Source organism: Candidatus Moraniibacteriota bacterium (assembly GCA_016699385.1).
In the GTDB taxonomy this organism is placed as follows: Bacteria; Patescibacteriota; Minisyncoccia; order Moranbacterales; family UBA1568.
In genome coordinates this window covers 476613-501418 of record CP064974.1, presented here as the reverse complement: position 1 = coordinate 501418, position 24806 = coordinate 476613, and the positions used below count along the sequence as shown (strand labels likewise).

Annotated in this window: 19 protein-coding genes and 1 CRISPR repeat array; of the genes, 17 read left to right on the top strand and 2 right to left on the bottom strand. The window is 44.4% G+C overall.

Features of this window, described 5'->3' with window-relative positions; genetic code table 11:
• Positions 1-189 precede the first annotated feature (189 nt).
• From cas12a to IPJ67_02285, 13 genes are all read left to right on the top strand, one after another.
• On the top strand, positions 190-4302 hold the full coding sequence (cas12a, locus tag IPJ67_02345; protein ID QQR77962.1) for a type V CRISPR-associated protein Cas12a/Cpf1: 4113 nt from the start codon (positions 190-192) through the stop codon (positions 4300-4302).
• Positions 4303-4878: a type V CRISPR-associated protein Cas4 gene (gene cas4 / locus IPJ67_02340; GenBank protein QQR77961.1), complete on the top strand. Its 576-nt coding sequence runs from the start codon at positions 4303-4305 to the stop codon at positions 4876-4878.
• A 15-nt stretch (positions 4879-4893) separates the two neighbouring features.
• Positions 4894-5865, top strand: a complete 972-nt coding sequence (gene cas1, locus IPJ67_02335; protein QQR77960.1) for a type V CRISPR-associated endonuclease Cas1 — start codon at positions 4894-4896, stop codon at positions 5863-5865.
• A 5-nt stretch (positions 5866-5870) separates the two neighbouring features.
• Positions 5871-6152 (top strand): CRISPR-associated endonuclease Cas2, encoded by a 282-nt coding sequence (cas2, locus tag IPJ67_02330; GenBank protein ID QQR77959.1) that lies wholly within the window; start codon positions 5871-5873, stop codon positions 6150-6152.
• A gap of 202 nt (positions 6153-6354) precedes the next feature.
• A CRISPR array of direct repeats spans positions 6355-7999; the repeat unit is 36 nt; unit sequence CGCAATAAGACCTACACAATTTCTACTTTTGTAGAT.
• Positions 8000-8616: 617 nt separating this feature from the next.
• Complete coding sequence (locus IPJ67_02325) at positions 8617-9081, top strand: hypothetical protein (GenBank protein QQR77958.1); 465 nt, start codon at positions 8617-8619, stop codon at positions 9079-9081.
• 148 nt (positions 9082-9229) lie between these two features.
• Entirely contained in the window at positions 9230-11203 is a 1974-nt protein-coding gene (locus IPJ67_02320; GenBank protein QQR77957.1) for a hypothetical protein, read from the top strand.
• A 195-nt stretch (positions 11204-11398) separates the two neighbouring features.
• Positions 11399-12481: a molecular chaperone DnaJ gene (dnaJ, locus tag IPJ67_02315; protein ID QQR77956.1), complete on the top strand. Its 1083-nt coding sequence runs from the start codon at positions 11399-11401 to the stop codon at positions 12479-12481.
• 88 nt (positions 12482-12569) lie between these two features.
• Entirely contained in the window at positions 12570-13133 is a 564-nt protein-coding gene (thpR, locus tag IPJ67_02310) for an RNA 2',3'-cyclic phosphodiesterase (GenBank protein QQR77955.1), read from the top strand.
• A gap of 34 nt (positions 13134-13167) precedes the next feature.
• The gene (locus IPJ67_02305; GenBank protein QQR77954.1) at positions 13168-13920 is read left to right on the top strand and encodes a WecB/TagA/CpsF family glycosyltransferase; all 753 of its coding nucleotides are present in this window, start codon (positions 13168-13170) and stop codon (positions 13918-13920) included.
• Between the two features lie 32 nt (positions 13921-13952).
• Positions 13953-15470 carry a glutamate--tRNA ligase gene (locus IPJ67_02300; GenBank protein QQR77953.1) on the top strand — a complete coding sequence of 506 codons (1518 nt, stop codon included), beginning with the start codon at positions 13953-13955 and terminating at the stop codon, positions 15468-15470.
• 8 nt (positions 15471-15478) lie between these two features.
• A complete protein-coding gene (locus tag IPJ67_02295) occupies positions 15479-16783 on the top strand; it encodes a peptidoglycan DD-metalloendopeptidase family protein (GenBank protein QQR77952.1) in 1305 nt (434 codons plus the stop codon).
• Positions 16784-16794: 11 nt separating this feature from the next.
• Positions 16795-17985, top strand: coding sequence for a glycosyltransferase (locus IPJ67_02290; protein ID QQR77951.1), 1191 nt, complete (start codon positions 16795-16797; stop codon positions 17983-17985).
• Positions 17982-18932 (top strand): GDP-mannose 4,6-dehydratase, encoded by a 951-nt coding sequence (locus tag IPJ67_02285; protein ID QQR77950.1) that lies wholly within the window; start codon positions 17982-17984, stop codon positions 18930-18932. The genes IPJ67_02290 and IPJ67_02285 overlap by 4 nt, the downstream gene beginning before the upstream one ends.
• Before the next feature lie 103 nt (positions 18933-19035).
• On the opposite strand, the gene IPJ67_02280 is transcribed toward IPJ67_02285, so the two are convergent.
• Together IPJ67_02280 and IPJ67_02275 are read right to left on the bottom strand one after the other, a co-directional pair.
• Positions 19036-19755 (bottom strand): hypothetical protein, encoded by a 720-nt coding sequence (locus IPJ67_02280; protein QQR77949.1) that lies wholly within the window; start codon positions 19753-19755, stop codon positions 19036-19038.
• A 71-nt stretch (positions 19756-19826) separates the two neighbouring features.
• Positions 19827-21281: a glycosyltransferase family 39 protein gene (locus IPJ67_02275; GenBank protein QQR77948.1), complete on the bottom strand. Its 1455-nt coding sequence runs from the start codon at positions 21279-21281 to the stop codon at positions 19827-19829.
• A 119-nt stretch (positions 21282-21400) separates the two neighbouring features.
• Here IPJ67_02275 and IPJ67_02270 point away from each other — a divergent pair, with 119 nt between their 5' ends.
• Genes IPJ67_02270 through IPJ67_02255 form a run of 4 tightly spaced genes read left to right on the top strand, consistent with a single transcriptional unit; the run spans position 21401 to position 24804 of the window.
• Positions 21401-22198, top strand: a complete 798-nt coding sequence (locus IPJ67_02270) for an NTP transferase domain-containing protein (GenBank protein ID QQR77947.1) — start codon at positions 21401-21403, stop codon at positions 22196-22198.
• Between the two features lie 7 nt (positions 22199-22205).
• On the top strand, positions 22206-23558 hold the full coding sequence (locus IPJ67_02265; protein QQR77946.1) for an oligosaccharide flippase family protein: 1353 nt from the start codon (positions 22206-22208) through the stop codon (positions 23556-23558).
• Positions 23559-23569: 11 nt separating this feature from the next.
• Positions 23570-24124 (top strand): SIS domain-containing protein, encoded by a 555-nt coding sequence (locus IPJ67_02260; protein ID QQR77945.1) that lies wholly within the window; start codon positions 23570-23572, stop codon positions 24122-24124.
• A gap of 8 nt (positions 24125-24132) precedes the next feature.
• Positions 24133-24804 (top strand): ribulose-phosphate 3-epimerase, encoded by a 672-nt coding sequence (locus IPJ67_02255; protein QQR77944.1) that lies wholly within the window; start codon positions 24133-24135, stop codon positions 24802-24804.
• Positions 24805-24806: the final 2 nt, after the last annotated feature.

Genomic DNA, 24806 nt, shown 5'->3' with positions numbered 1-24806 from the left:
GCTCAGTTTTGCAGTATCATGCCGAAATCCTCCTGGTTGAATTTGTATTCAAGCCGAAAAGGGATAGCGGTTCTGGCAACACATTGCCGTTTGGCATGATGCTCTGCTGGGCGACGGCCGCTGTCCCTTTTCGGCTTTTTTGCGGGAAATTCGTATTTTTTATTGTATAAATCGTTTCACATTTTTCCTATGAATGGAGAAAACAGGAAGGGCATTTTTGATGATTTTACTGGGAAGTATTCATTGTCAAAAACATTGCGGTTTGAATTGAAGCCAATAGGGAAGACTCTTGAGAATATGCGGACGCAATTCGGGTATGATGAAAATCTACGCACGTTTCTTTCGGATCAAAATATCGAGGATGCCTATCAGGCACTCAAGCCAATATTCGATAAAATTCATGAGGACTTTATAACTGAAAGTCTTGAGTCTGAATCTGTCAAAAGTATAAAATTTTCTTCTTATCTGGATTTATACGAAAGGAAGAGCGATATAAAAGAGAAAGCTTTCGAGGTTGAGGAGAAAAAAATGCGAAGTGCCTTTGGTGATGCATATATAAAAGTCGCTGAATCCTGGAAAAATGTGGCAGGGAAAACAGAAAAAGGAAAGGAAATATTTAGTGGGAGTGGTTTCAAAATTCTTACTGAAGTTGGAATTTTGGAATATATCCGAAAGAATGCTGATCGTTTTTCCGATATTCTTTCACTGGATGAAATTCATAAGTATCTGAATATCTTCGAAGGATTTTTTACTTATTTTTCTGGGTTCAACCAAAATCGGGAAAATTATTATGTAACAAGGGACGAGAAGGCTACGGCAGTCGCCACGCGTATTGTACATGAGAATCTTCCAATATTTTGCGACAATGTTCTCATATTTCGAGGGAGACAGAGAGTGTATGAAGATATTTTTGAATCCTTAAGAAAGCTTGGAGACCCGCTTGTCATGAAGGGAAAGGACAAGAAAGAAACACCGTGTATTTCGATTGATCCGAATCTTTTTCGTATCGAGTACTTCACTGAGTGTCTGTCCCAAACAGAGATAGAATCGTATAACGAGGCAGTCGGAAATGCAAATTTCCTTATAAACCGTTACAATCAAGCTCATGGTGAAAAAAGCGAGAAGCTCAAATTTTTCAAAACGCTTTACAGGCAGATTGGATGTGGAAGGCGAGATGCTCTGTTCTTCGAATTGACAGACGAGAAGAAATCCGAGGCCGAAAAGAAACGAGCGAATCAATCGAAGAAGAAATTTTATTCTTTGGAAGAGTTGCTTCATGATGTATCGGAAGCTGGAGGGAGGTATTTTCGAGCATCTGACCGTGGGGATGTATCTGATATAGATGTCGCTTCTCTTGGCTCACTGCCAGACTTAATTGCGTATATTCGATCACGAGAGAACTTCACTGGTTTCTATTGGTCGAAAGCAGCAATGAATACGATATCAAATCGGTACTTTTCGGATTGGCACAGCTTGAAAGATAGACTTAAAACGGCAAAGGTATTTCAAGATTCAGTAAAAGGAAGTCAAGAAGATGTGAGGATTCCCGAAGCTATTGATCTTGAAGATTTCTTCACAGTTCTCGATTCTAAGCCGGAATCTCTTGAAGAAGAATGGCATTGGCGCGATTCGGGCGTATTCTTTAAGGAAAGTCTTACGGAAACAATTGAATGCGAACGGAAGGAAGATATCGACTACGAACAATGTGAACGACGAAAGAAAAGAAATGAGCGATACTCGTCGATTGTGCAAAATGCACAGAAGCCGTCGCGGGCGCTTTTGGAAATGATTCTGTCGGACATTGGAGAGCATGTAGAGTCGTTTGTGCGTGAATCGGGAAATATCGCGCATCTTTCGGAGTACACAAGTGAGACGAGTAAGGAAGCAATTAAGTCGTGGCTTGATGAGATGCTTTCGGCGACGCAAATGATTAAATACTTTGTCGTTCGTCCTAGCAAGATAAAAGGCGAAGCTCTCGATTCCGTTCTTGCCGAATATCTGAAAGTATTTTTGGATTCGGAAAAAGATGAGACGAATTGGTTTCGATATTATGACGCGACACGAAATTTCCTTACCAAGAAGCCTCAAGACGATGCAAAGAAAAACAAGTTGAAATTGAATTTTGGACAAAGCACGCTCGCTAGCGGGTGGGATATGAATAAAGAGTCCGATAATCTCTGTGTCATCTTTCGAGATAGGGATGAAAAATATTTTCTTGGTATTATCTCAAAGAGAAAAGAAAAAGGATATAATTCTCTCTTCAAAAAGCAAAAAGAGAATAAGTTGTATGTTGTTGAAAAGGGTGAAATTTTTTCAAAGATGGAGTACAAGCTTCTTCCTGGACCGAACAAGATGCTTCCGAAGTGTCTTTTGCCGAAATCTAATCGAAAAAAATACGGTGCTACAGATGAAATACTAAAAATATATGATCATGGCGATTTCAAGAAAGGCTCTGACGGATTCTCGAGAGAAAGCCTTGGAAAGATCATTGATTTCTATAAATCAGGACTTCAAAAATATGAGGAGTGGAATTGTTTTGACTTTTCATTTCGTCCGACTGAAGAATATGTTGATATTAGCCAATTTTATCTGGATGTTGAGAAGCAAGGGTATAAGAATTCTTTTGTTTCCGTAAATAAGACTGTTGTTGACTCTTGGGTTAGCGAGGGAAGGCTCTATCTCTTTGAGATTCACAATCAGGATTCAAATAGCGGAAAAAAAGAAGGGCACAAAAATAATCTGCACACGATGTATTGGGACGCGATGTTTCGTGATATCGAAAATCGTCCGAAATTGAATGGAGAGGCTGAGGTATTTTACAGATCAGCGCTTCCTGAGGAGAAACAGCAAAGAGCGGATGATAATAGTGGGAAGAGCATTATCAAGAACTTCCGATTTTCGAAAGAAAAATTTCTTTTTCATGTTCCGATTACGCTTAATTTTTGTATGAAGAATCGAGCTGTCAATAGGGAAATCTCTGAAAAACTTAGGGATGGAGCGCAATGTATTTTCCTCGGTATCGACCGCGGGGAAAAGCACTTGGCATATTGGTCGCTTGTAAGTGAAAAAGGAGAACTGTTGGATCAAGGAAGTTTTAATGTTGTTGGCGGAAAAGATTACAATGCATTGCTTGAAGCGCGAGCTGGTGAGCGGGATTTTGCACGAAAAAATTGGAAGACCATCGGGACAATCAAGGACTTGAAGGAGGGGTATATTTCTCAGGTTGTTCGGAAAATTGTTGATATTGCTGTCGAAAAGGGCGCACTTATTGTGTTGGAGGATTTGAATATTGGTTTCAAGCGCGGGCGCCAGAAAATAGAAAAGCAGGTTTATCAGAAGCTTGAACTTGCACTTGCGAAAAAATTAAACTTTCTTGTTGATAAGTCTGCAAAAATTGGTGAAATTGGCTCTGTCACAAAAGCCTTTCAATTGACGCCACCAGTCAATAATTTCGGCGATATCAACTCCAAGCAATTCGGCATCATGCTGTATACTCGTGCCAATTATACGTCGCAAACCGATCCGCTTACCGGATGGCGCAAGACAGTTTATTTGAAGCGCGGTTCGGAAGAAAGTATCAAGAGAGAAATTCTCGAAACTTTCTCGGATATCGTCTTCGATGGGAAAGATTATGCATTTACATATGTTGAGAAAATAAAAGTACGAATAGAAAAGGGGAAAAAGAAAGAGAATAATAGGGAGATACGAAATGGAAAAACGTGGACACTCTACTCGGGAAAGAATGGCGAAAGTCTCGATCGTTTTCGCGGGAAGCGTGGAACGGACAAGAATGAGTGGAAGGTAGAAAAGGAGGATGTCGTCGAAATGCTTGACTCACTTTTTGCAAACCTCGACAAAAAAGACAGGAATCGATCGCTTTTTACACAAATGAAGGGGGGCGGAGAACTTGTGAAAATTTCAGAATACCCGGCATATGAGTCGCTTCGCCATTGCATCGATCTCATCCAACAGATCAGGAATACTGGGGAAAAGGAAAATGAGCGCGATTCTGATTTTCTTCTTTCTCCAGTTCGCAATGAGCACACCGGAGAGCATTTCGATTCGCGGAAGTATTGGGATGCTGAGCAGAGGGATGAGAAGCTAGCTTTGCCGAGTTCTGGCGATAGCAATGGTGCGTACAACATTGCGCGTAAAGGAATCGTTATGGCGGAGCATATTCGTCTTGGATATAAAACGTATATTTCCGATGAGGAATGGTCTGCGTGGCTTTCTGGCGAGAGCAGTTGGCGGAAATGGATAGAGGAAAACGAAAAGGATTTGAAATGGAAAGAAAAGAAATAAATGTTTTCCGAAATTCCAATAACAGCGCTCAACGATTTTGCATTTTGTCCGCGGTCGCTGTATTTTCATGGCGTATATGAAGCGATTGGCGAAGGACACTACAAAGCGTCTCCGCAAAAGATGGGGACACTTCGGCATTCGGCTTCGGATGCGGGCGCGTATTCTTCGCGGAGTCGGTATCGGCAGGGGATGAGCGTCTCGTCCGAGAAATACGGGTTGGTCGGGAAGATTGATATATACGATGTGGAGACAAAGACGCTCATTGAGCGGAAGACGAAGATTCGATTTGTATATCCCGGGTACAAGTGGCAAGTCTTGGGGCAAATCCTCTGTCTCGAAGAAATAGGATACGAAGTTCGGGAGGCGGTGTTGCACTCGCTTTCGGATAACAAGAAATATCCCGTCGATATTTCTGCTGAGGACTGGGAGTCGTTTCTCGGTTTGATCGATCGAATTCGGACTTTCGATATATCAAAGACGCATCCGATAGCCGACGAGAAGAAATGTGCCGGGTGTATTTATCGGACGTTGTGTCGTGGTGATGCTCCTCGTGTTGTTTTGGAAGAAAATTCATAGTCGACTTCATACCCTATGCTGACTGCTCCGGATTTCGAGAAAAAACAGATCGCCTTTATCAGTACCGCAACACTCGGTGAGTGCGATCTTTCGTTTCGAAATGAAAATATTGTTATTGCGAATGAAGAGGGAACGAAAGAAAAAGTGCCACTTCAGTTGCTTGTGGCTATATTTCTTCACGGAGAGGCGACTTTGACGACAAAGCTCGTTGCGAATTGTTCGAAGAACGGCGTATCACTGTTCCTGCTTGACCGGTCGTTTCGAACATACGCCTCTGTCTGTCCGTATGCCGAAGGAAATTATTTGTTGCGACAAAAACAATACAATCTTTCTTTGAATGCATGCCTGGAAATTTCTCGCAAGATTGTTTCGAACAAAATTAGAAATCAGATTGCATTGATTCGCTCGATTGGCAAGGAGTCACTCTCGGGGAAGTCGCTACTTGATCGGAAGCGCGAATGGGAAGAAAAAATAGCGAGTGCAGAGGATTTGGCAACGCTTCGCGGTATAGAGGGGACGGTGGGGCGGATGTATTTTCGTGAGTATTTCGGGTCGCTTGGTTGGTATCGGCGAGTGCCACGTGGCAAAGTGGATGAGAATAATATATTGCTCGATATGGGATATACCTACCTCTTTCATTTCACTGATTCGCTCTTGCGTCTCTTTGGATTTGATACCTATAAGGGCGTGTATCATCAGTTGTTTTTCCAACGTAAGTCGCTTGCATGCGATATGATGGAGCCGTTTCGGTGCATCGTTGATCGTTCACTTCTCAAGATTCACACTTTGAACCGTTTTGATTCAAAGGACTTTTCCGTAAAAAATGGAAATTATCAGTTGAACTATCAAAGTGGCGCGCGATATACGAAGATATTTCTCGAAGAAATTTTGAAACACAAGAACGAAATATACGATTTCGTCCGAGGATATTATTACCGAGTATTGAATGACGATGAAGAAAGTTTTCAGTCGTTTATCATCCGTTGATATTTATGCTAATAGTTTCCTACGACTTTGAAGATAATCGAACGCGCACTCGTTTTTCCAAGTTTCTGGAGAAATACGGTAGGCGAATCCAATACAGCGTATTCCAGTTGCGCGAGAGCGATCGGGTCTTGCAAAATGTGCTGATTGAGATAGAATTGAAGTACAAGAAGACGTTTACCGGAGCGGATAGCATCGTGGTGTTCCAGGTGTGCGAAGGATGCGCCAAGAAGGTGAAGCGCTACGGGTATGCAAAACGTGAAGAAGAGACGGTTATCATGATCTCATGACTTTTCCCCGCAAGAAGAACCTTGACAATTCAATCACCTTTTAGGTGGAAATTGAAATGGGCCTTATATTTTTTATTGCGTCTGTATTCAGAAAAACGCAAAACCCCGACCTGAATATCTGGGTTTTGCATGGATAAGCCAAGAGTTCGTCCCTATTTTTTCGGGATTTGTATATTCTTGGCTTATCCAAGCCTTTATGGCTCGCAATAAGACCTACACAATTTCTACTTTTGTAGATTCGACTTATCAACCCAATATCTATACTCGCAATAAGACCTACACAATTTCTACTTTTGTAGATATGGGTGGTCAGGTTTACATGGACATCGCAATAAGACCTACACAATTTCTACTTTTGTAGATAGTGCGTCTTCGGTAGGCGTTATCATCGCAATAAGACCTACACAATTTCTACTTTTGTAGATATGACGACGGGCTGGATGAATCCATCGCAATAAGACCTACACAATTTCTACTTTTGTAGATACAACGATATGGCTTTAGCCACATCGGCGCAATAAGACCTACACAATTTCTACTTTTGTAGATTTGACTGCTCTTTATTTCTTCGACGCGCAATAAGACCTACACAATTTCTACTTTTGTAGATCCTCGCCGAAGCAGTAAGAAAGCAGACCGCAATAAGACCTACACAATTTCTACTTTTGTAGATAGCCTGCTTCTCTCGTTCGACACGCCGCAATAAGACCTACACAATTTCTACTTTTGTAGATTTTGATCCAGTACCCAATGACCGCACCGCAATAAGACCTACACAATTTCTACTTTTGTAGATATACGAGTTCGTTTTTCTCAAAGATCCGCAATAAGACCTACACAATTTCTACTTTTGTAGATTCCATCACTGTATCCATATTCCTCACCGCAATAAGACCTACACAATTTCTACTTTTGTAGATGGGACGATGCTGGTTAATTCCAGTTGCGCAATAAGACCTACACAATTTCTACTTTTGTAGATTTCATTATTGCTATCAAGGATTTTTACGCAATAAGACCTACACAATTTCTACTTTTGTAGATTCTAGCATACCACCATCCATCTCCTCGCAATAAGACCTACACAATTTCTACTTTTGTAGATAACAGTGAGAACTTCCCAGAAATCGAACGCAATAAGACCTACACAATTTCTACTTTTGTAGATTTCGGAAACAAGCCCGGGTGTTCCCTCGCAATAAGACCTACACAATTTCTACTTTTGTAGATCAAAATCGGCACTGAAAATGGTGACCGCAATAAGACCTACACAATTTCTACTTTTGTAGATTGAAGGCTTTGTTATGCTCGCGTATCGCAATAAGACCTACACAATTTCTACTTTTGTAGATTTAATAGAGAGAGTTATTCACGCGCCGCAATAAGACCTACACAATTTCTACTTTTGTAGATTCTTCTCAAGTTTCTTTGCTTGGTTCGCAATAAGACCTACACAATTTCTACTTTTGTAGATTAGTTTGGTTATTTTCTTTGGTGTATCGCAATAAGACCTACACAATTTCTACTTTTGTAGATAGTAAAGCAAAGAATATCATCTCTTCGCAATAAGACCTACACAATTTCTACTTTTGTAGATTCCGTTGCCACATTATCCACAGAACCCGCAATAAGACCTACACAATTTCTACTTTTGTAGATGTAAAAGTAGTAGTTCCCCGTTCGGAGCGCAATAAGACCTACACAATTTCTACTTTTGTAGATTTCAAAGTTTCTTTCGGAGTATTCGGCGCAATAAGACCTACACAATTTCTACTTTTGTAGATATCCGAATACTACCGTGTAGCCGTACACGCAATAAGACCTACACAATCTGACAACACGATTTCAGGATGTAGAGCAGAGCACAAAAGATATCGTAGAGATTATGTTTTCTTGGTTTGGTTTTCTTTTTGTCTGATTTGAGAACGAAATAAATGGTCTCAAACTGTTCTCGAGTGATATCACTCGGATAGATTTTTCTTGGCATAGTTTTGTTTTAGATAAAGCTCTGGCAAGAATCATATATCTTTGAGGGGGGGGATTGAGATAGATTCTTAGGATATTCAGGTTTTCAATCAGAAGCTTGTGGAGTATCTCCTCTGGTTCAATACCGAACGGGTACACTTCGCTTTTGGAAACAAATGTTCTCCGCTACAATTCATCGCAGGCCAAACGAGTGGCGATAATCCTTTTCTGACCGGGGAGTGCAAAGATGGGTGGACGCATACATAATATTGACGTTTCCCAGTGTTTGTAGTACTCTTTCTCAAAGAGGGAACTGGACACGCCTTCTATTTCTATGTCAGTTTTTATGTCAAAGAGGACAACTATCGTTAGCATCGCAGGAGCGGTAATCATTCCCATTCTTGGGTTAGCTTTTCTTTATACTAAAAAGTCTTCTTTTCGTTCGGAACTGGTATCTCAAGATCAATCTCAATCAGTATCTGCCCCAGAAGGAGTTCTAATGGTAGCGGATTCCGCGGATTGGGAAACATATAGGAGTAATCGATACGGCTTCGAAGTACAGTATCCTTCAAATGTCTACACTGTAAAAGACAAGGATTATATCCCAATGGTCTCTTTTGTTGCAAAGACAGATGATTTGAAGAGGGCGTACGGTGACATTCAGGTATATGTAGCTCCTACGGGTAGTTCTTCTGAAGGGGGTGCGCCACTCGACAGATCTTTTTTGAAGGACTGGTCACGCATCCACATCGGGAGTAATGATATATTCCTTAGCAAGGAGAAGCAATCATGTGGAGCTGGGGAAGGGTATTGCCCTATTCCTGGTGAGGCAATAATTTTCCTTGATAAAAAAGATTGGTATTATGACATTCGGAGGATTACTTTCGATGGATATCAGTTTTCAACTTCGAAAGAATCCGAAGCAGTTTTTCAGAGATTTCTAGATTCTTTGAAGATTTTTTGAGTAGTGTTTTCTTATTAGTTGTGTTTCTTGGTAAACGCTGTTCTTAGATTCCTCATCCTCTTTCAAATATCTTTGAGAGAGGTAGGGATTCGGAGAAATATTCCGGATAGTTGTTTAACATATCTGCACAACAGAAAAGGAATAGGTCGTGAATAGACACTCGTTTATTGCGATGTTCATTCTGGTCTTATGGATGTTTCCCGCCAGCTTCTCTTGGAGTGCTGGCAACGGCAATGTCATTGATTATCGTTCTAATGGATGGAATGCTCCGGTTGGATATCGTCATGCCGAAGATTGTTACCAATTTGGTCAATATCCCGGTCATGTTGGGGATGATTTCTGTCGTTCTTTTGATACTGCAGTCGTTGCTATAGCTGATGGCTGTGTCGAAAACTACGGGTCGGGATTGAGAGGATTCGGAGGTAGATCCGGTAAAGCGAAGCCGGATCCTAGCGCCTATGACATTCCTGGTGGGGCGATTCTTCTTCGCCACTACACCGTGGAAGGGAGAGTTTTCTTCGCGTTGTACGGGCATATTTCCTTTGATGATTCATATCTTAATGAGAGGAGATGCAAGAAAGACTCCTTGACGAAAGTTAAGGCGGGCGATCGAATCGCTTCCGTAGCCGTATTTACGGATAATGGGGAGCGAATGGATCATCTCCACTCCGGCATTCATCTGGATGCTAAGGATCCCGACAAAGAGTTTCGTGGCAATGGCTGTGTGGGTAAGGATGGAGGAACTCTTTCTGACAATTGTGGCTGGGTTGAACCGACTCAGTTCCTTGCATCTAATTATCCTGCCACACTCATCTCGAAAGGCGAGAAATCGATTGCTTCATTGGGACAATATCTCTTTCAAGGATCTGATTATTGTCCGAATGCCAACGCCTGGTATCGGACTGTGGATTCTTCTCGAGATGACTACTGGGTGACGGAAGTTGTTTCTCAGAACGAAGCCTGTCAGGGAGTCACCGATACGGTGGAGCGGATGCTCCGGTCTAGTGAAGAGAATAATGGAGTCGTTAAAACTGACCAGGTTGTGGACAGTAGGTGGAAACGGGCTAGTTCGGCTGTTATCTCGTGGCTTTCGTCGGTGGTGTCTGAAATTAAAGCAATGTTCACTTGGACATATCCAGCTCAGGCAGCAGATCAATATATTCAGCAGTCATTATCTGTTGAACGTTCTGGTGTCGCGTATGCCATCGCCGGAACGAATCGGGAAATATTGGTACTTACGGATGGTCCGGGCATGAATGGCGACAAGGCTATTGACCCGTACTCAGGGTATCAGCCAGATCCTTCGGAGACTCTTGAGACTGGACTTACTCCTTCGAGTGGTAGGAAACTTCCGGATATTGGCATATCCGGTGAGTGGTTCGAGCGAAGTAGTGGACGCAAACATGACGATGTCGACTGGGGGAGCACACTCTGTCCCACGGCATACGTCAAGAGCAAAGGTGATGGCGATGCGCCAAAGGATGTCAAGCTGAGTTTCTACCTGTCCAAAGGCTACAATGAAGACAGAAGTCCGAGACATTTCGGTTACGAAATGATCAGTAAAAAGGATATGCGGACTGGGAAGTCCAAGAACGTGAGTCATTGTGTTGGATTCAAGGATGGTGACTACCCGGCGTATCCGGGTCGGTATAGCTTCACGGCGGTTGCCAATTCGGACAAGTCGTTTGGGGAATCGAAGATGACGAATAACAAGAGCAATGCCTACTCGTTCGTTATCAAGGAAAATGCTCATTTGGGCATTCAGTTTTACTTCTTGAATGAAGTGGTTTCGGGACAGACTGTAGACGTGGCGGTGACGATTTCCAATACTGGGACGCCATTTGGGCAGGATTACGTCTATACGCAGTATCGGATCCAAGGACCGGAATACGGAGAAAATCCAGTTATCATCGGATTCGACCAGACGCGGCGCGATCATCTTCGGACGGGAGATATTGCCAACGAGCAGTTTTCCTTCGTTGTGCCGACAACACCTGGCGCCTATACCGTTACTGCGGAAGTTGACTATACGGAAATTGTCACACAGAGCGATCGCTCCACGACAGTTTTCTCATTTACTTTCACGATTCTGGAAGGGGAGGTATCCGGCGAGTCTGAATGACGATTGTTTGGATAAGGTTTTGAGCGGATTGATTGGTATACTTTGCCCGCCATGTCTTTGGACTGTTGGCGGGTTTTCTTTTCTTTTTTGGGGTTTCTGGATGTTTGAATGCTTGGAATTAGCACTCACTTTCGGTGATTGCTAATTTTTTTATTTTGGTTTATACTGGGGACATTGTATGTATATTTTCTGATTATGGCGAAAGACTACTATCAGATGCTTGGCGTCGCTCGGGGTGCGTCGGCGGATGAGATCAAGAAGGCGTATCGAAAGCTCGCGCACGCGCATCACCCAGACAAAAAGGGGGGCGACGAGGCGAAGTTCAAAGAGATAAATGAGGCGTACCAGGTGCTCTCGAACAAGGAGAAACGGGCGCAATATGACCAGTTCGGAGAAACATTTTCGCAAGGGGGCGGAGGTGGTGGAGGAGCTGGCTTTGGCGGTTTCGAGGGTTTCTCAAATGGCAATTTCCACTTTGAAGGGGGCTTTGAGGATATATTTTCGGATATTTTTGGCGGTGGTCGATCGGGGCGGGGGCGGTCTCGGCGACGCGGTTCGGATATTCAGGTTGATGTTGAAATTTCGTTTGAGGAAATGGCGAGCGGCGTACGGAAGACGATTTCGCTTCGACGAGAAGTATCGTGTTCATCATGCTCGGGGACAGGCGGGAAGCGAGGATCGAAAGAAAAAGACTGCTCGACATGTCATGGAACAGGACAGATACGACGAACAGTGCGGAGTATCCTGGGGACGTTTCAGCAGGCGGATGTCTGCGGTGACTGTCAGGGTCGAGGAAAAGTGTATGCGGAGAAATGTTCAGAATGTCGCGGGTCAGGACATGTGAAAAAGTCGGAGGAGATTCCCTTGGATATTCCCGCGGGCATTGAGGATGGGCAGATGCTCTCCCTCTCGGGAGAGGGTGAGGCGGGTGAAGCAGGGAGTCAGTCGGGCGATCTTCTGATTGCAATTCATGTGCGACCGCATCCGACTTTTTCGCGACGGGGAAATGATGTGCTTTCGAATATCTCGATTTCTTCCGTTCGTGCCGCACTTGGTGACACAGTGAGTGTCGCGACTATTGAGGGGGATATTTCTATGAAGATTCCTGCAGGCACACAGTCTGGTGAAGTATTCCGCGTGCGAAGCAAAGGGCTCCTCCCTGTAGGGAGCTCGTGGGGAAGAGGGGATCATTTGGTGACGGTGACCGTGCGTATTCCGAAGCATCTCTCTCGCGAAGAGCGGAAGTTATTTGAAGCACTTCGGGAAATCGAGAAATAGGATAAGAGAGTTGAGTGAGTTTCTAGAGCCTATCTCAAAAAGAATCTTTGCCTTACTTTTTGTAAATTATGAATCTGCATTTCCTGATATGAAAGCGCGAAAAATATTTTTGGGGATTCGTATTCCGGCGGATGTGGCGCGGCGACTTGCGGCTCGTATGGAATCGTGGAAAACGCTCCCCCTTCGTTTGACCAAGGAGCGGAATTTGCATGTGACTGTGCTCTTTATCGGTTTTCGTGGCGATGAGGATATTGCGACGGTTGTTTCGCGTGTCGCGGGGATATGCCCGACTTTCGAAGTGTTTGATATTATACTCGATCAAATAGGATTCTCACCAAAGGAGAGTGAGCCTGTGGGGACGGGAAATATGATATGGTTTATGGGTGAAGAAAGCGCTGAGTTGCTCGCACTTTCCAATCGCCTCGAAGAAGCACTCGATATTGCGACTGCACCTCGGAAGAGTTTTCGTCCGCATATTACCCTTGCTCGTGTCCGTCGAGAGAAATGGGAAGCGCTTCCTGAGAAGCCGGATATGGAGTCGTCATGGCGAGCACTCATTCCGGTTTCGAGTCTGGTGCTTTTCGAAAGCGTGTTCTCAAAAGCAGAAGGCCTGCACTACGAAGTGCTTGAAGAATTTCCACTCGGAGAATAGGGGATGCGATTTAGCGATAACGCGAATGAGTAGTATGTACGCCAGCATCTTTGGTATCCCTCTTGATGTTCTTTCGAAAAGAGAAGTTACCTTTCGCGCTCGCTTGTTTCTTAAGGGGAATTCTTTCCATCGTATTGCGACGGTTGGTCCGGAGTTCTTACTTCTTGCTCGGGAATCGGAATTGTTCAGGCGGAATTTGTTGGCGGCGGATATGTGTATTCCGGACGGTTTCGGAGTGACTCTTGTGGGATGGTTTGGAAGGAAATGGATTCATCGATATCCAGGATCCGATTTGATGGAGGATATTCTGCAAGAGGCAGAGCGGCGACACTTGAGCGTGTTTCTTGCCATTTGGAAAGACGGACTTTCTTCTTTCGAGGAAATTCGGAAAGCGCTTCGTAGGAAGTATCCGCAGTTGAATGTCGTTGGAAATGAGTTTGAAGTTTTGAAAAATGGAAAATGGAGAGCGAAAGGTGGTGATATTTTTCTCGATGCTTCATCTTCCCATATTGTGCTTTGCAACTTTGGGGCGCCAGAACAAGAATATTTCTTGGAGTCCTTGCGGGGACGCACGAAATCTGTGAGACTGGTAATGGGAGTGGGTGGCGCTTTTGATTTTTTGACCGGCAATGTCATTCGGGCGCCACGACTTTTTCGTATGATTGGTATTGAATGGCTCTGGCGACTTCTCCTCCAACCAAAGCGATGGCGGAGAATATGGCGAGCAGTTGTTGTGTTCCCCTTGGTGGTTTTGAAGGAGAGTTGTTTTGGAAAAAATGGAGGATGATATCGTATCTTGATATATAACAAGTTTTTTGTATGTCTCATCATATAGAATCAGGTGAAGTGCGTGTTCGGTTTGCGCCGTCGCCGACGGGGTATTTGCATGTCGGGAGTTTGCGGACAGCACTCTACAATTATCTTTTTGCCAGGAAGAATTCCGGGAGCTTTATTCTTCGCATAGAGGATACCGATCAGAAACGCTTCGTGGAAGATGCGACAGCGAGGCTTCTCGAGACACTTGGCATGTTCTTTGGTTGGGATGAGGGAATTCAGAAGATTCCCGCCAAGGGCGGAGAAGCGTGTGGGGAATGTGGACCGTATGTGCAGTCGGAGCGACTGGATATTTACAAACAGTATGTCGATGAATTGGTGAGGTCTGACAAGGCGTATGTGTGTTTTTGCACGTCAGAGCGACTGGTATCAGTTCGCAAAGAGCAAGAGGCACGCAAGGAACCGACGCGCTATGACGGGCATTGCCGTGATCTGTCGGGTGATGCTGTGACAGAGAATCTGGCATCTGGCATAGCGCATGTCGTCCGACTGCGTGTTGATGCAGGAGGGAATGAGGTGGTGTTTGACGATATGATACGCGGGCGGGTATCCTTTGACCACAAGACAATCGATGATCAGGTGCTTATGAAATCCGACGGATTCCCTACGTATCATTTGGCGAATGTAGTGGATGATCATCTGATGGGCATCACGCATGTGATTCGCGGCGAAGAATGGCTCCCGTCAACGCCGAAACATATTTTGCTCTATGAGGCATTTGGGTGGAGTGTTCCGCAGTTTGCGCATCTGCCCCTTCTCCTCAATCCGGATCGGTCAAAGCTCTCAAAACGGCAGGGAGATGTGGCAGTTGAGGACTATCTTGCTAAGGGATATCTTCCGGAAGCCTTGCTCAACTTCGTGGCGCTTTTGGGGTGGAATCCGGGTGATGGGAAAACTCAGGAAATTTTCTCACTTGGTGAACTTGTTGATGCATTTGATCTCTCACATGTTCACAAAGGGGGTGCCGTGTTTGATACCAAGAAGCTTGATTGGCTCAATGCGCAGTATATCAAGGATCTCCCTCTTGAAGATTTGTTTACACGAGCACTCCCATTTCTCGCAAAGAAACCATGGTTCGAAGCGGTTGATGCTTTACGGAAAGAGTCGGAATATGTAGAGCGGGTGTTGATTATCGAGCAGGATCGATTGCAAAAGTTTTCTGATGTTGGAGAGGCGGTACAATTCCTCTTTGTTGAGCCGACTGTTGATGTGTCACTTCTTCCTTGGAAGAAAAATACTCGCGAAGAAACGATTGCTGCGCTTGGGAAAATGCATATGGCGCTTGAGATGGTGCCGGAGAGCGAATGGACAAGAGAGCGATTGGAATCATCGCTCCTTGAAACGGCAGGGGAGAAGCGTGGGGATTTCCTCTGGCCACTTCGTGTGGCGCTTTCGGGTGAGAAACAGTCTCCGCCACCCTTCGAGATTGCGTGGGTCATAGGAAAAGAGGCGACCCTTCGGCGAATTGATAGTGCGCGGACACTTCTCGAGAAAGTGCTATAATGGTGAGGATGAAAGCAAAATCAGACAAAAAAATACAGAAACTTCTTTTTGGGCTTTCTTTTGCGATGGCGACAGTGTTTGTTGCTGTTGGGTATTTCGTTTTCATTCCGAATGTTTCTCGCGCTAGCACAACGATTAACCCGCCTAACCAAGCGCAAGAAGACGCACTCAAGAAAGCACAGAATGAGAAACAAGATATATTAGATGCGCTGAAAGATAAGATAAAGACATACCAAAAAATAGTTAGCCTAAAGGATAAAGAGCGTGACCAGCTGTCTACTCAGGCAGAGAATTTGGCGGTTCAGGCGGATGCTCTTCAAGAAGATATTACGGGCAATGAACGCCGATTGGCTGATTTGGGACAGCAAATCGAATCGCTCGAATCTCGAGTGGATGAAAAGGAAAAGATAATTACTGTTCAGAAGAGTCTCCTTGCGGATATTCTCCGCTCATACTACGACTCTCAGACGCAGGCAACGGGCGTACCGTCACTCTTTCTCTCATCTTCGGAGGATTTCGGTCGTCTCATACTTGGTCGCGACCACCTCTTCGAGGCAGGTGCAGGTGTCAGAGAAACGCTTTCCGGTATAACGAACCTTCGAAATGCGCTCATCAATGAGCATGAACTGGCAAGTGAAAAGAAGGTGGAAATCGCCAGTGTGAAATTCCAACTCGAACAGCAAAATGCCTATCTGGAAAATTCTCGACGCAACAAGGAAACGCTTGCTGCACAGGCAGCAGCCGATCAGGCGAAGTATAGCAATATCGTTTCCGACTTGGAGAAGCAACGCAAGGCGATAGAAGATGAAATTGAACAGTTGGATGCGGCACGTGCCGGGAAGATAGACTTAAGTTCCATACCAAATTTTAGCTCGGGAGTTTTAGGATATCCTGTTAAAAATCCGCGCATGAGTCAGAAATATGGGAAAACGACATTTACCAAATGGTATACTTTTCATAACGGCATGGATTTTGCCGATGCGGTCGGGACGCCGATTCTCGCTGCTGAAGATGGGAAAGTGGTTGGCATGGGTGACGAAGGGAAATATGCCTATGGGAAATGGATTGCTATTGAACACAAGAATGGTCTGACGACGCTCTATGGTCATATGAGCAAACAACTGGTGAAAAACGGAGAGAAGGTCAATCGCGGAGAAAAGATTGGGCTCATGGGTTCGACGGGATATTCAACAGGATCTCATGTGCATTTCGGCGTCTACACGAGCGAGTCGTTTGAGATAGTTAAATCAAGTAGTGTAAAGGGGCTCTTAATCCCAACCGGTGCCCATATCAATCCTGCGAAATACCTCTAGCGATTCTCTTGATGAATGCTTTTCTTATAAAACTCGGCAAGGTATGGTCATTGCTTCGGCGTGACGGAATAGTTCAGGGGAGTCGAAGGATTCTTGCTTCGATACCGATGTTTTTTCATCGGGTCGGTTCGGGAGAGGTCTTGTTTATCGCAAGTGGCGTCGGCGATAGCGCTCGCTATCGCTGCCATCATATCGCAGAGTCTTTGCGCTTGCGGGGTTTCCGCGTGGCGGTGACTCCACAGGATACTCCGTATCTCTCGCGATTTGCGGGCAAGTTTTCGGTTTTTGTATTTCACCGAACTTCGTGGACGCCGACGATTGCCGCATTTGTCGATAGATTGAAGACACTAAAAAAGACAGTGATATTCGATACGGATGATTTGGTATTTGATGAGGTGCTTTTCAAACAAACTGCTGCTTATGGGGCGATGAATGCACTTGAGAGAAGACAATATGCACACGGCGTCGGTGCCGAATTTCTTAACGACTCCTCTGTTGGCGCCCTGACAACGAGTACGGAGTTTCTTGCCAAGAGGCTTTGTGTTTTTGGGAAACCCGTATTTGTGCTACCAAACCGATTGAATAGAGAGGATGTGGAGAGAGCGGATGAAATTTTGGCATCGAATCCTAAGAAGCATCGGGAGCGAAGCGAGTCTTTGAATGAGGTCTCGATAGGATATTTCAGCGGATCAACGGGGCATGACCGGGATTTCATGGTTGTTGTGCCGGTGCTGAAGCGGCTTCTTGACGAGTTCTCACACCTGCGACTTTTTATCGGTGGACCATTAGTGCTTCCCAATACGCTTGATGCATATTTCGCCCGTATTGATCGCGTTTCTTTTGTACCGCGTGCCGAGAATTTCAAGAATATTGCGCGTGTCGATATCAATATTGCCCCCCTTGAAATCGGCGACCCGTTTTGCGAGGCGAAGAGCGAACTGAAATTTTTTGAAGCGGGTATTGTGAGTGTTCCGACGGTTGCTTCGGCAACGCAGACGTTTCGAAAAGCGATTTCCGATGGCGTAGATGGATTCGTTGCCAAAGATGAACAGGGATGGTATGAAAGGCTTGTCGAACTTATTTGCGATGAACGTTTGCGGAAACGTCTAGGGGAGAAAGCTCGAGAGACAGCTGTGCAAAAATATATCACTGATACGGTAATTGACACTGAGTATGATAATTTTCTAAGAGCGCGACTATGAATATTTTGGTGACTGGAGGGGCGGGGTTTATCGGTTCGGCGGTGACGAAGCGATTGGTTGAGCGTGGTGATCGCGTGGTGATTCTCGATAATTTCAATGACTACTATGACCCGCAGCTCAAGCGGGATCGTATCGCTGTATTTTTGAAGGGCGTTGACTTCAAATTGTACGAAGGTGACATCCGTGATACAGCGTTGGTTGAAAATATATTCTTGGAAGAAAAAATAGAGAAGGTGGTGCACTTGGCGGCAATGGCGGGAGTGCGGAATTCAATCAAGGATCCGTTTTTGTATGCGGATGTGAATATAAATGGAACTCTCGTTTTGCTCGAGGCGGCTCGGAAACATGATGTACAGAATTTTGTCTACGCCTCTTCATCATCGGTTTATGGTGGTAATGAGAAAATCCCGTTTTCCGAGAATGATTCTGTGGATAGTCCGATTTCACCATATGCTGCAAGTAAAAAGGCAGATGAGCTTTTTGCTCACACATGGAGTCATCTCTATGGACTTCCAACAACGGGACTGCGATTCTTTACGGTCTATGGTCCATGGGGACGCCCTGATATGGCACTCTTCAACTTTACGAAGAATATCTTTGAGGAGAAGCCTATAGAGGTATACAATTTTGGGAAGATGACAAGGAATTTCACCTATATTGATGACATTGTTTCGGGGACGATTACGGTTTTGGATGCTAATCTTCCTGTTGGGGTTATGAATATTGGTGGTGATGCGGAGGAAAAATTGACACGGTTTATCGAAGTTATTGAAAAGAATATTGGGAAGACCGCGGAGAAGAAAATGATGCCCATGCAACCAGGCGATGTGCCTTCGACCGTTGCCGATATTTCGAAACTGCGCATGCTTGGTTGGGCGCCAACCACTCGCATTGATGTTGGTATAAAGAACTTTGTTGATTGGTACCGGGAATATTATCAGGTGTAGGAGACTTCTCTTTTTGAGAGGAATTCGGGATGAAAAAAGAGGTGGTTGATGCCACCTCTTTTGTGTATTCGTATAAATTTCGAATGGATGTACTGGGAAAGAACTATTTTTCTTTGCTACTTTCTTTGGCTGAATCTTTGGTGATTGCCAGTATAAGGAAGACGAGGGTAAGTCCTATTGAGAATATGGTGATGATTGCAAGAGGGACGCCTTTCAGAAACCAGGGTTTGTACTGTGATATTCTCTGATTGAGCTCGACGAAATCAGCAAGGAGCGTTTTGTTTCGATAGACGGGGCGAAATGAGAGTGATTCATTGGGGCGTATCTCCCCGTTTATGGAAAGCGAGAGTGCTTCTTGAGGGAGAGTGTTGGTGGTGACAAAGATAGCAGCTTTCTTGGAGCCTTTTGCTGGTGCGAAGTGTGTTGTGAGGCAGAATGTTTTTCCTTTGGAATCAGAGATGGAAGGAAAAGAGAATCGAAAGGAATTTTCTGTATCAAATGATGTTGTGAAACCTTTCTGCTCAACAATTTTTTCTTGGCAAGATGCATCGAGAAGGGCAATTGACAGCATCCCACCGTTCTTGGTCTGTGATCCGCCGAAGAGAATGTTTATGCCTGAGAGCTCGTTACGAGTGGCGATAAATGTTTGTGTTGCTCCGGTTTCATCGAGCTTTACTTTCTCGCTCTTTTCGAGTGGGAACTGCGTATCAGGAAATCCCCATTGGTGTGCAAGGTTTACAATCACGATAGCCGTGAATCCAATGATGGAGATGAGGAATATTTTTTGTGAGAGGTTCTGAAACATAGTTGACTGGTTCTTCATTTTTAGCGTCTCTTAAGGAAAGCGGGTTGTCTTTCAAAAGAATAACCTTTTGATGTTTCTCTAGTGATTTCTTAGAGATAGAATCTCGGGAGAATGATATCGAGAGTGAGAAACATTGAGAAGAAACACATGAAGATAACTCCGCCGAGCAGAATATTTTTGAATCGTTCGCGTGTTCCGAGAAGCGTGCCGATTCCGAGGAAAACAAGAATGAGATGAGTTGCGAGATTGGGGAGGAAATAGCGCCCGGGCGTGCCGAGGTCGAGCGATCCGGTATGTGCGAATACATTCCAATCTGCTACGCGAATGCCAAACTGAAGCGCGATAATCATGGCAATAAGAAATATGACAGGCTTTTTCTCTGGGAGGAAGTTGGGTTTTTTCTTGCTGAAAAGGAAGAGAATGATACCGACGATGGCGATTTCCTCGAGTGGCCAAAGTATATCTGTGAAGTGGCGTGCTAGGAAATCGTCATTCCATCCGAGGGATCCCCAATAGGTGCGAGACGAGAGTCCGAATCGTCCAAAGGTGAGGCTTTTGTCGAGATATTGTCCGAGTGATGTTGCGGTGACGGAGAATGACGTGCCGATTGGGATGAGCGTTGTGTAGTGATATCGTCCGCTTGATAATGCAACGATGCCAATGATAAAAAGTGCTGCAAATACGCTTCTAAGGAAGGTAATCTTGAACTGATGCCGGGCGCGTATAAAGCGGTAGGAATGATAGAAAATGATTCCGAGGAAAGCCATGAGAAGCACGATTGCCGTGCCTTTGGTGAGGAGTCCGATAACAACAGCGAGGAACATGATGCTGAAATTTTTCCAGTTGAGTCCCTTCTGTATACTTATGACACCTCCCCAGGTGAAGAGAAAGAATGTTGGGATAAGGAGGGCATCATAATTGATATTGGTCAGGTACATCGAAAACTTTGGCTGGAAGGCGACGAGCGCTGCCAAGAGAGTGCTGATAAAATGGTCAAATTGAAGTGATCTTGCAATAAGGAAAGTGAGAAATACGGCGATTGTCCCAAGGAGGACGGAGAAAATTCGAATGGCATAGAATCGGGTGAGAATGTCTTGTTGTGAGAGCGTTGACTCGATAGCGCCGGCAATCGTGTGATAGAGACTTTTCGATCCGACGACGTCTGCTGGCGTGGTGAAATTATAGGGCTTCCAGGTTTGTCGGGTAATCTCTGATTCATTTGCTCCATCGAAGCTCTCCGGGACGAACCGTTGGGTATCGAAGAGTCCGTGGCGTAAATCATCTATTCCGGCAGTTTTCCCAGTATTGACGATTTCCTCAGAGAAATTGTAATCGGAGAAATCTTCTTTGTTTTGAATGTGAAGGCGGTGAGTTGTCTGCTCGGTGGGTATCTCGGGTTGATTGAGGTACTGAAGCGTATTGTAGTGTCGCGCTTCGTCTTGCCCGGTGAATATCGGGAAAAGCGTCGCCAAGAACACGCCCTTAAGGAAAAAGACGGTGAGGAGGAGGGTGATGAGAAATGCTGGATGACGAACGATTTTCATGATGAAGGAAGAGTACTTTTGGAAGTGTCTTTGAGGAAAGGTTTAATAAGAGTATACTACAGATGCTTTAAAATGGCACTTTTCTGATTTGACAGTATACTTTGGGGGATTATTCCTGTATGAAAGGTATTATTCTTGCTGGAGGAAATGGCACGCGACTCCTTCCGCTCACGGCGGTCATTTCGAAACAACTCCTCCCGATCTATGACCGACCGATGATTTTCTACCCGCTCAATACGCTCGTATCAGCGGGTATTCGAGATATCCTTATTATTGTCGCACCAGAATATTCGGGGAGCTTTCTCAATCTCCTGGGATCGATATTTCGCGGGCAAGGGGTGAATATCTCCTTTGTGGTACAGAAAGAGCCGAGAGGTATTGCGGAGGCGTATCTTTTGGCGGAAGACTTCCTTGATGAGGGTGCGTCAACACTCATTTTGGGTGATAATATTTTCGAAGATGATTTCAGTGAAGCGGTTCGAAGTTTTCAATCAGGTGGACGGATATTTGCAAAGGAAGTCGTTGATCCGGAGCGATTTGGGGTCGTTGAGTTTGACCAGGAGAGTGGGCGGGCTATTTCGATTGAAGAAAAACCAAAACATCCAAAAAGTCATTTTGCGATTCCCGGCATGTATATTTTCGACGGGCGCGCGTCAGATATTGCAAAAACACTTTCGCTCTCTAAGCGAGGCGAGCTTGAAATCGTCGATATGCATCGAGCGTATCTCGGGAGGGGCGAGCTTGATGTTAGATTGATTGACGGGGCGTATTTCGATGCCGGAACGCACGAGTCTCTTCTTGCAGCAGCGAACTATGTTCGGGAGAAGAATTTTAGCGATCGTTTCGACCCAATTGTCACGTCCGCACTCGATGATTTCAATCGAGAATTCAAGAGGAATGTTGCTCGAGAGCGATAGATACTTAATGGCGTTTATTTCTCCGATGACAAGTGTAAAATTACAGGAAAATCTTTTTCGTCTCGCGGAGATTGTCCATCTCCGGCTTTTTGGACACGCGATGAGCGATACAATGAAGGGATTTTTAGGAAATCTTTCCTGGTCGTTTTCCGGCGGGATTTTTGCCTCCATAGCGATGCTTTTTGTAAACGTACTTGGGGGACGGTATATGGGACCGGAACAATACGGGCTTTATGGTCTTGTACTTGCAGTTAGTCAGATAGTGATGTTGCCAGCGGTATTCGGGATGGATATCGCTGGCCTCCATTTCCTTTCAAGAAGTCAGAAAAGAGAAGATCAATCCGATAATCTCACTACGACACTAATTTTTGTTAGCTTTTCGAGTATTGTGACAGTCTTATCGACTTTTTTAGTATTTTTCTTTTTCAGACAGAATTTTCACTTTGACGCCATATTTCTGGTGGTCACGATTGTATATTCCATTGCTTTGATATTCAGATCAATAACTGATATTTTTTTTCGCGGACTCCATCTTTTTAAGGAGCAGTTTTTTTCAAGAATAGCGGAGGTTTTCCTTACGGTTTTTTCTTTTGTCGCTATTTTTTTCTTCTTGCAGGAAGCATCCTATCGTTCTTATGTTTTCGTTTTGTTTATCGGGTATATCGGTTTTATCATCTACGGGGTAGGGACATTCAGAACGTATTTCTCGAAGTTTCGTTTTAGTGTTTTGAAACATCAATTATCATATGCATGGGTCGTTGTACTGAGTTCCTCTCTAGGGGTAGCATTCAATGTTATGGATAAGATTATTATCGTGCAATATCTGAGTATCCAAGAGTTGGGGATTTACATGGCGTATTTTACTGCTTCAACCAATCTTATTGCACAGGCGACTCAAATGTTTGTGAATGTCTATTTCCCAGCTATATCAAGAATATCCGATAATTTGTTTATAAAGAAGCTTGACCGGGTATTCCTTCTCGGAGCAGCTCCGATTTTTCTGTTGCTGTGCCTTATCATCTATTTCATTATGTTTCTTTTTGGGAGTCAGTATGGGCAGAGTTTAGTCTATATCGTGAGTTTTGGACTTCTGGCTACACTTCAGATTGTGTTGACTGTGTATTCGTCGACAATTATGGCATTATCGAAGGACCTCTATAAAAAGTATGTCATTATATTTAATGGTATAAATCTTGTTCATCTGGTTGGGTATTTTGTATTGATTTTCTTTGAAAGAGTGAGCATTCTTGCTCTTGTGTATATGTTCATCGCGAATATTGGGATAGCAGTCTTCTTTCAAAGAAGGCTTATTGGCAAGGAAAAACTAGGAGTGTATAATGACGGGGTAGGTATTCTCTAACTGTTCTGGATATGTTGAAAGAAAATGTGAAAAAAATTCTTAGGGAAATTGAGTCTGTCTTGGAAAAACTCGACGAAAAAGAAGCTGGAAGACTTGTGAATGATATTCTTAATGCAAGAAAAATCGTCGTTTGTGGGGCTGGGCGTGTTGGTATGGCTACAAGAGGGTTTGGTATGCGCTTAGGACATCTTGGTTTGGAGGCATTTACCTTAGGAGATTCGATTGTCCCCTCCATAGGGAAGGGTGATTTATTTCTTGTGAGTTCCGGGTCAGGAGAGACACAGACGATTTATGATCTTGTTGAGATTGCTAAGAAAAATGGTGCGAAAATAGCTCTTGTTACGGGAAACACGGCGTCGAGGATGGGGAAAATTGCTGATACGATTGTTGAGGTTAAGGCGCCGTCGAAAACAAAACCAATTGAAGGATTCACCTCTATTCAACCGATGACGACGCTTAATGAACAATGTCTCGGCATATTCTATGACGCAATCATTCTTGAACTTATGGAAAGGATGAGCGAGACTCATGACACTATGTGGAATCGTCACTCCAATCTTGAATAATCAAATCTATGTTTAATCACCAGTGTCAACTGGCGGCGTCGATTATTTGTGGAAATCCACTTAATCTCGAGGTTGATTTGGCTGCACTTGAGAAAGGAGGAGTCGACTCCATCCACTTTGACGTAATGGACGGGGTGTTTGTCCCTCGATACGGTCTGTTTCCGGAATATCTGAAGGCGATTCGCTCAAAAACTAATTTGCCGATAGAAGTTCATATGATGGTGCAAGATCCGGAACCATATATAAAGGACTTTGCTGATGCTGGAGCGACAGCGTTGACGCCACATATCGAGCCACTCCAGCATGTACATCGGACTGTCAGGCATATTAAGGATGCTGGGGTTCAAGTAGGACTGGCACTTAACTATGGGACGTCGCTTTCGGTGCTGGATTATATCCTTGAGGATCTTGATATTGTGATGCTTATGGCAATCAATCCTGGGATAGTTGGACACAAATTGATTCCTGGGACGATGCGGAAAATTGCTGATTTGCGGAAGAGAATAGATGAAATAGAAAGAAACATCTTGATAGAGATAGATGGCGGCGTAACACCGGAGAGCGGTGTGCAAATGAAGCAATCCGGCGCGAATATACTTGTATGTGGAACCGGAACGATTTTTCAGCCACCAGCCAATCTTGAGGATAGAATTGTTAAATTCAGATCGACTCTGTTATAACT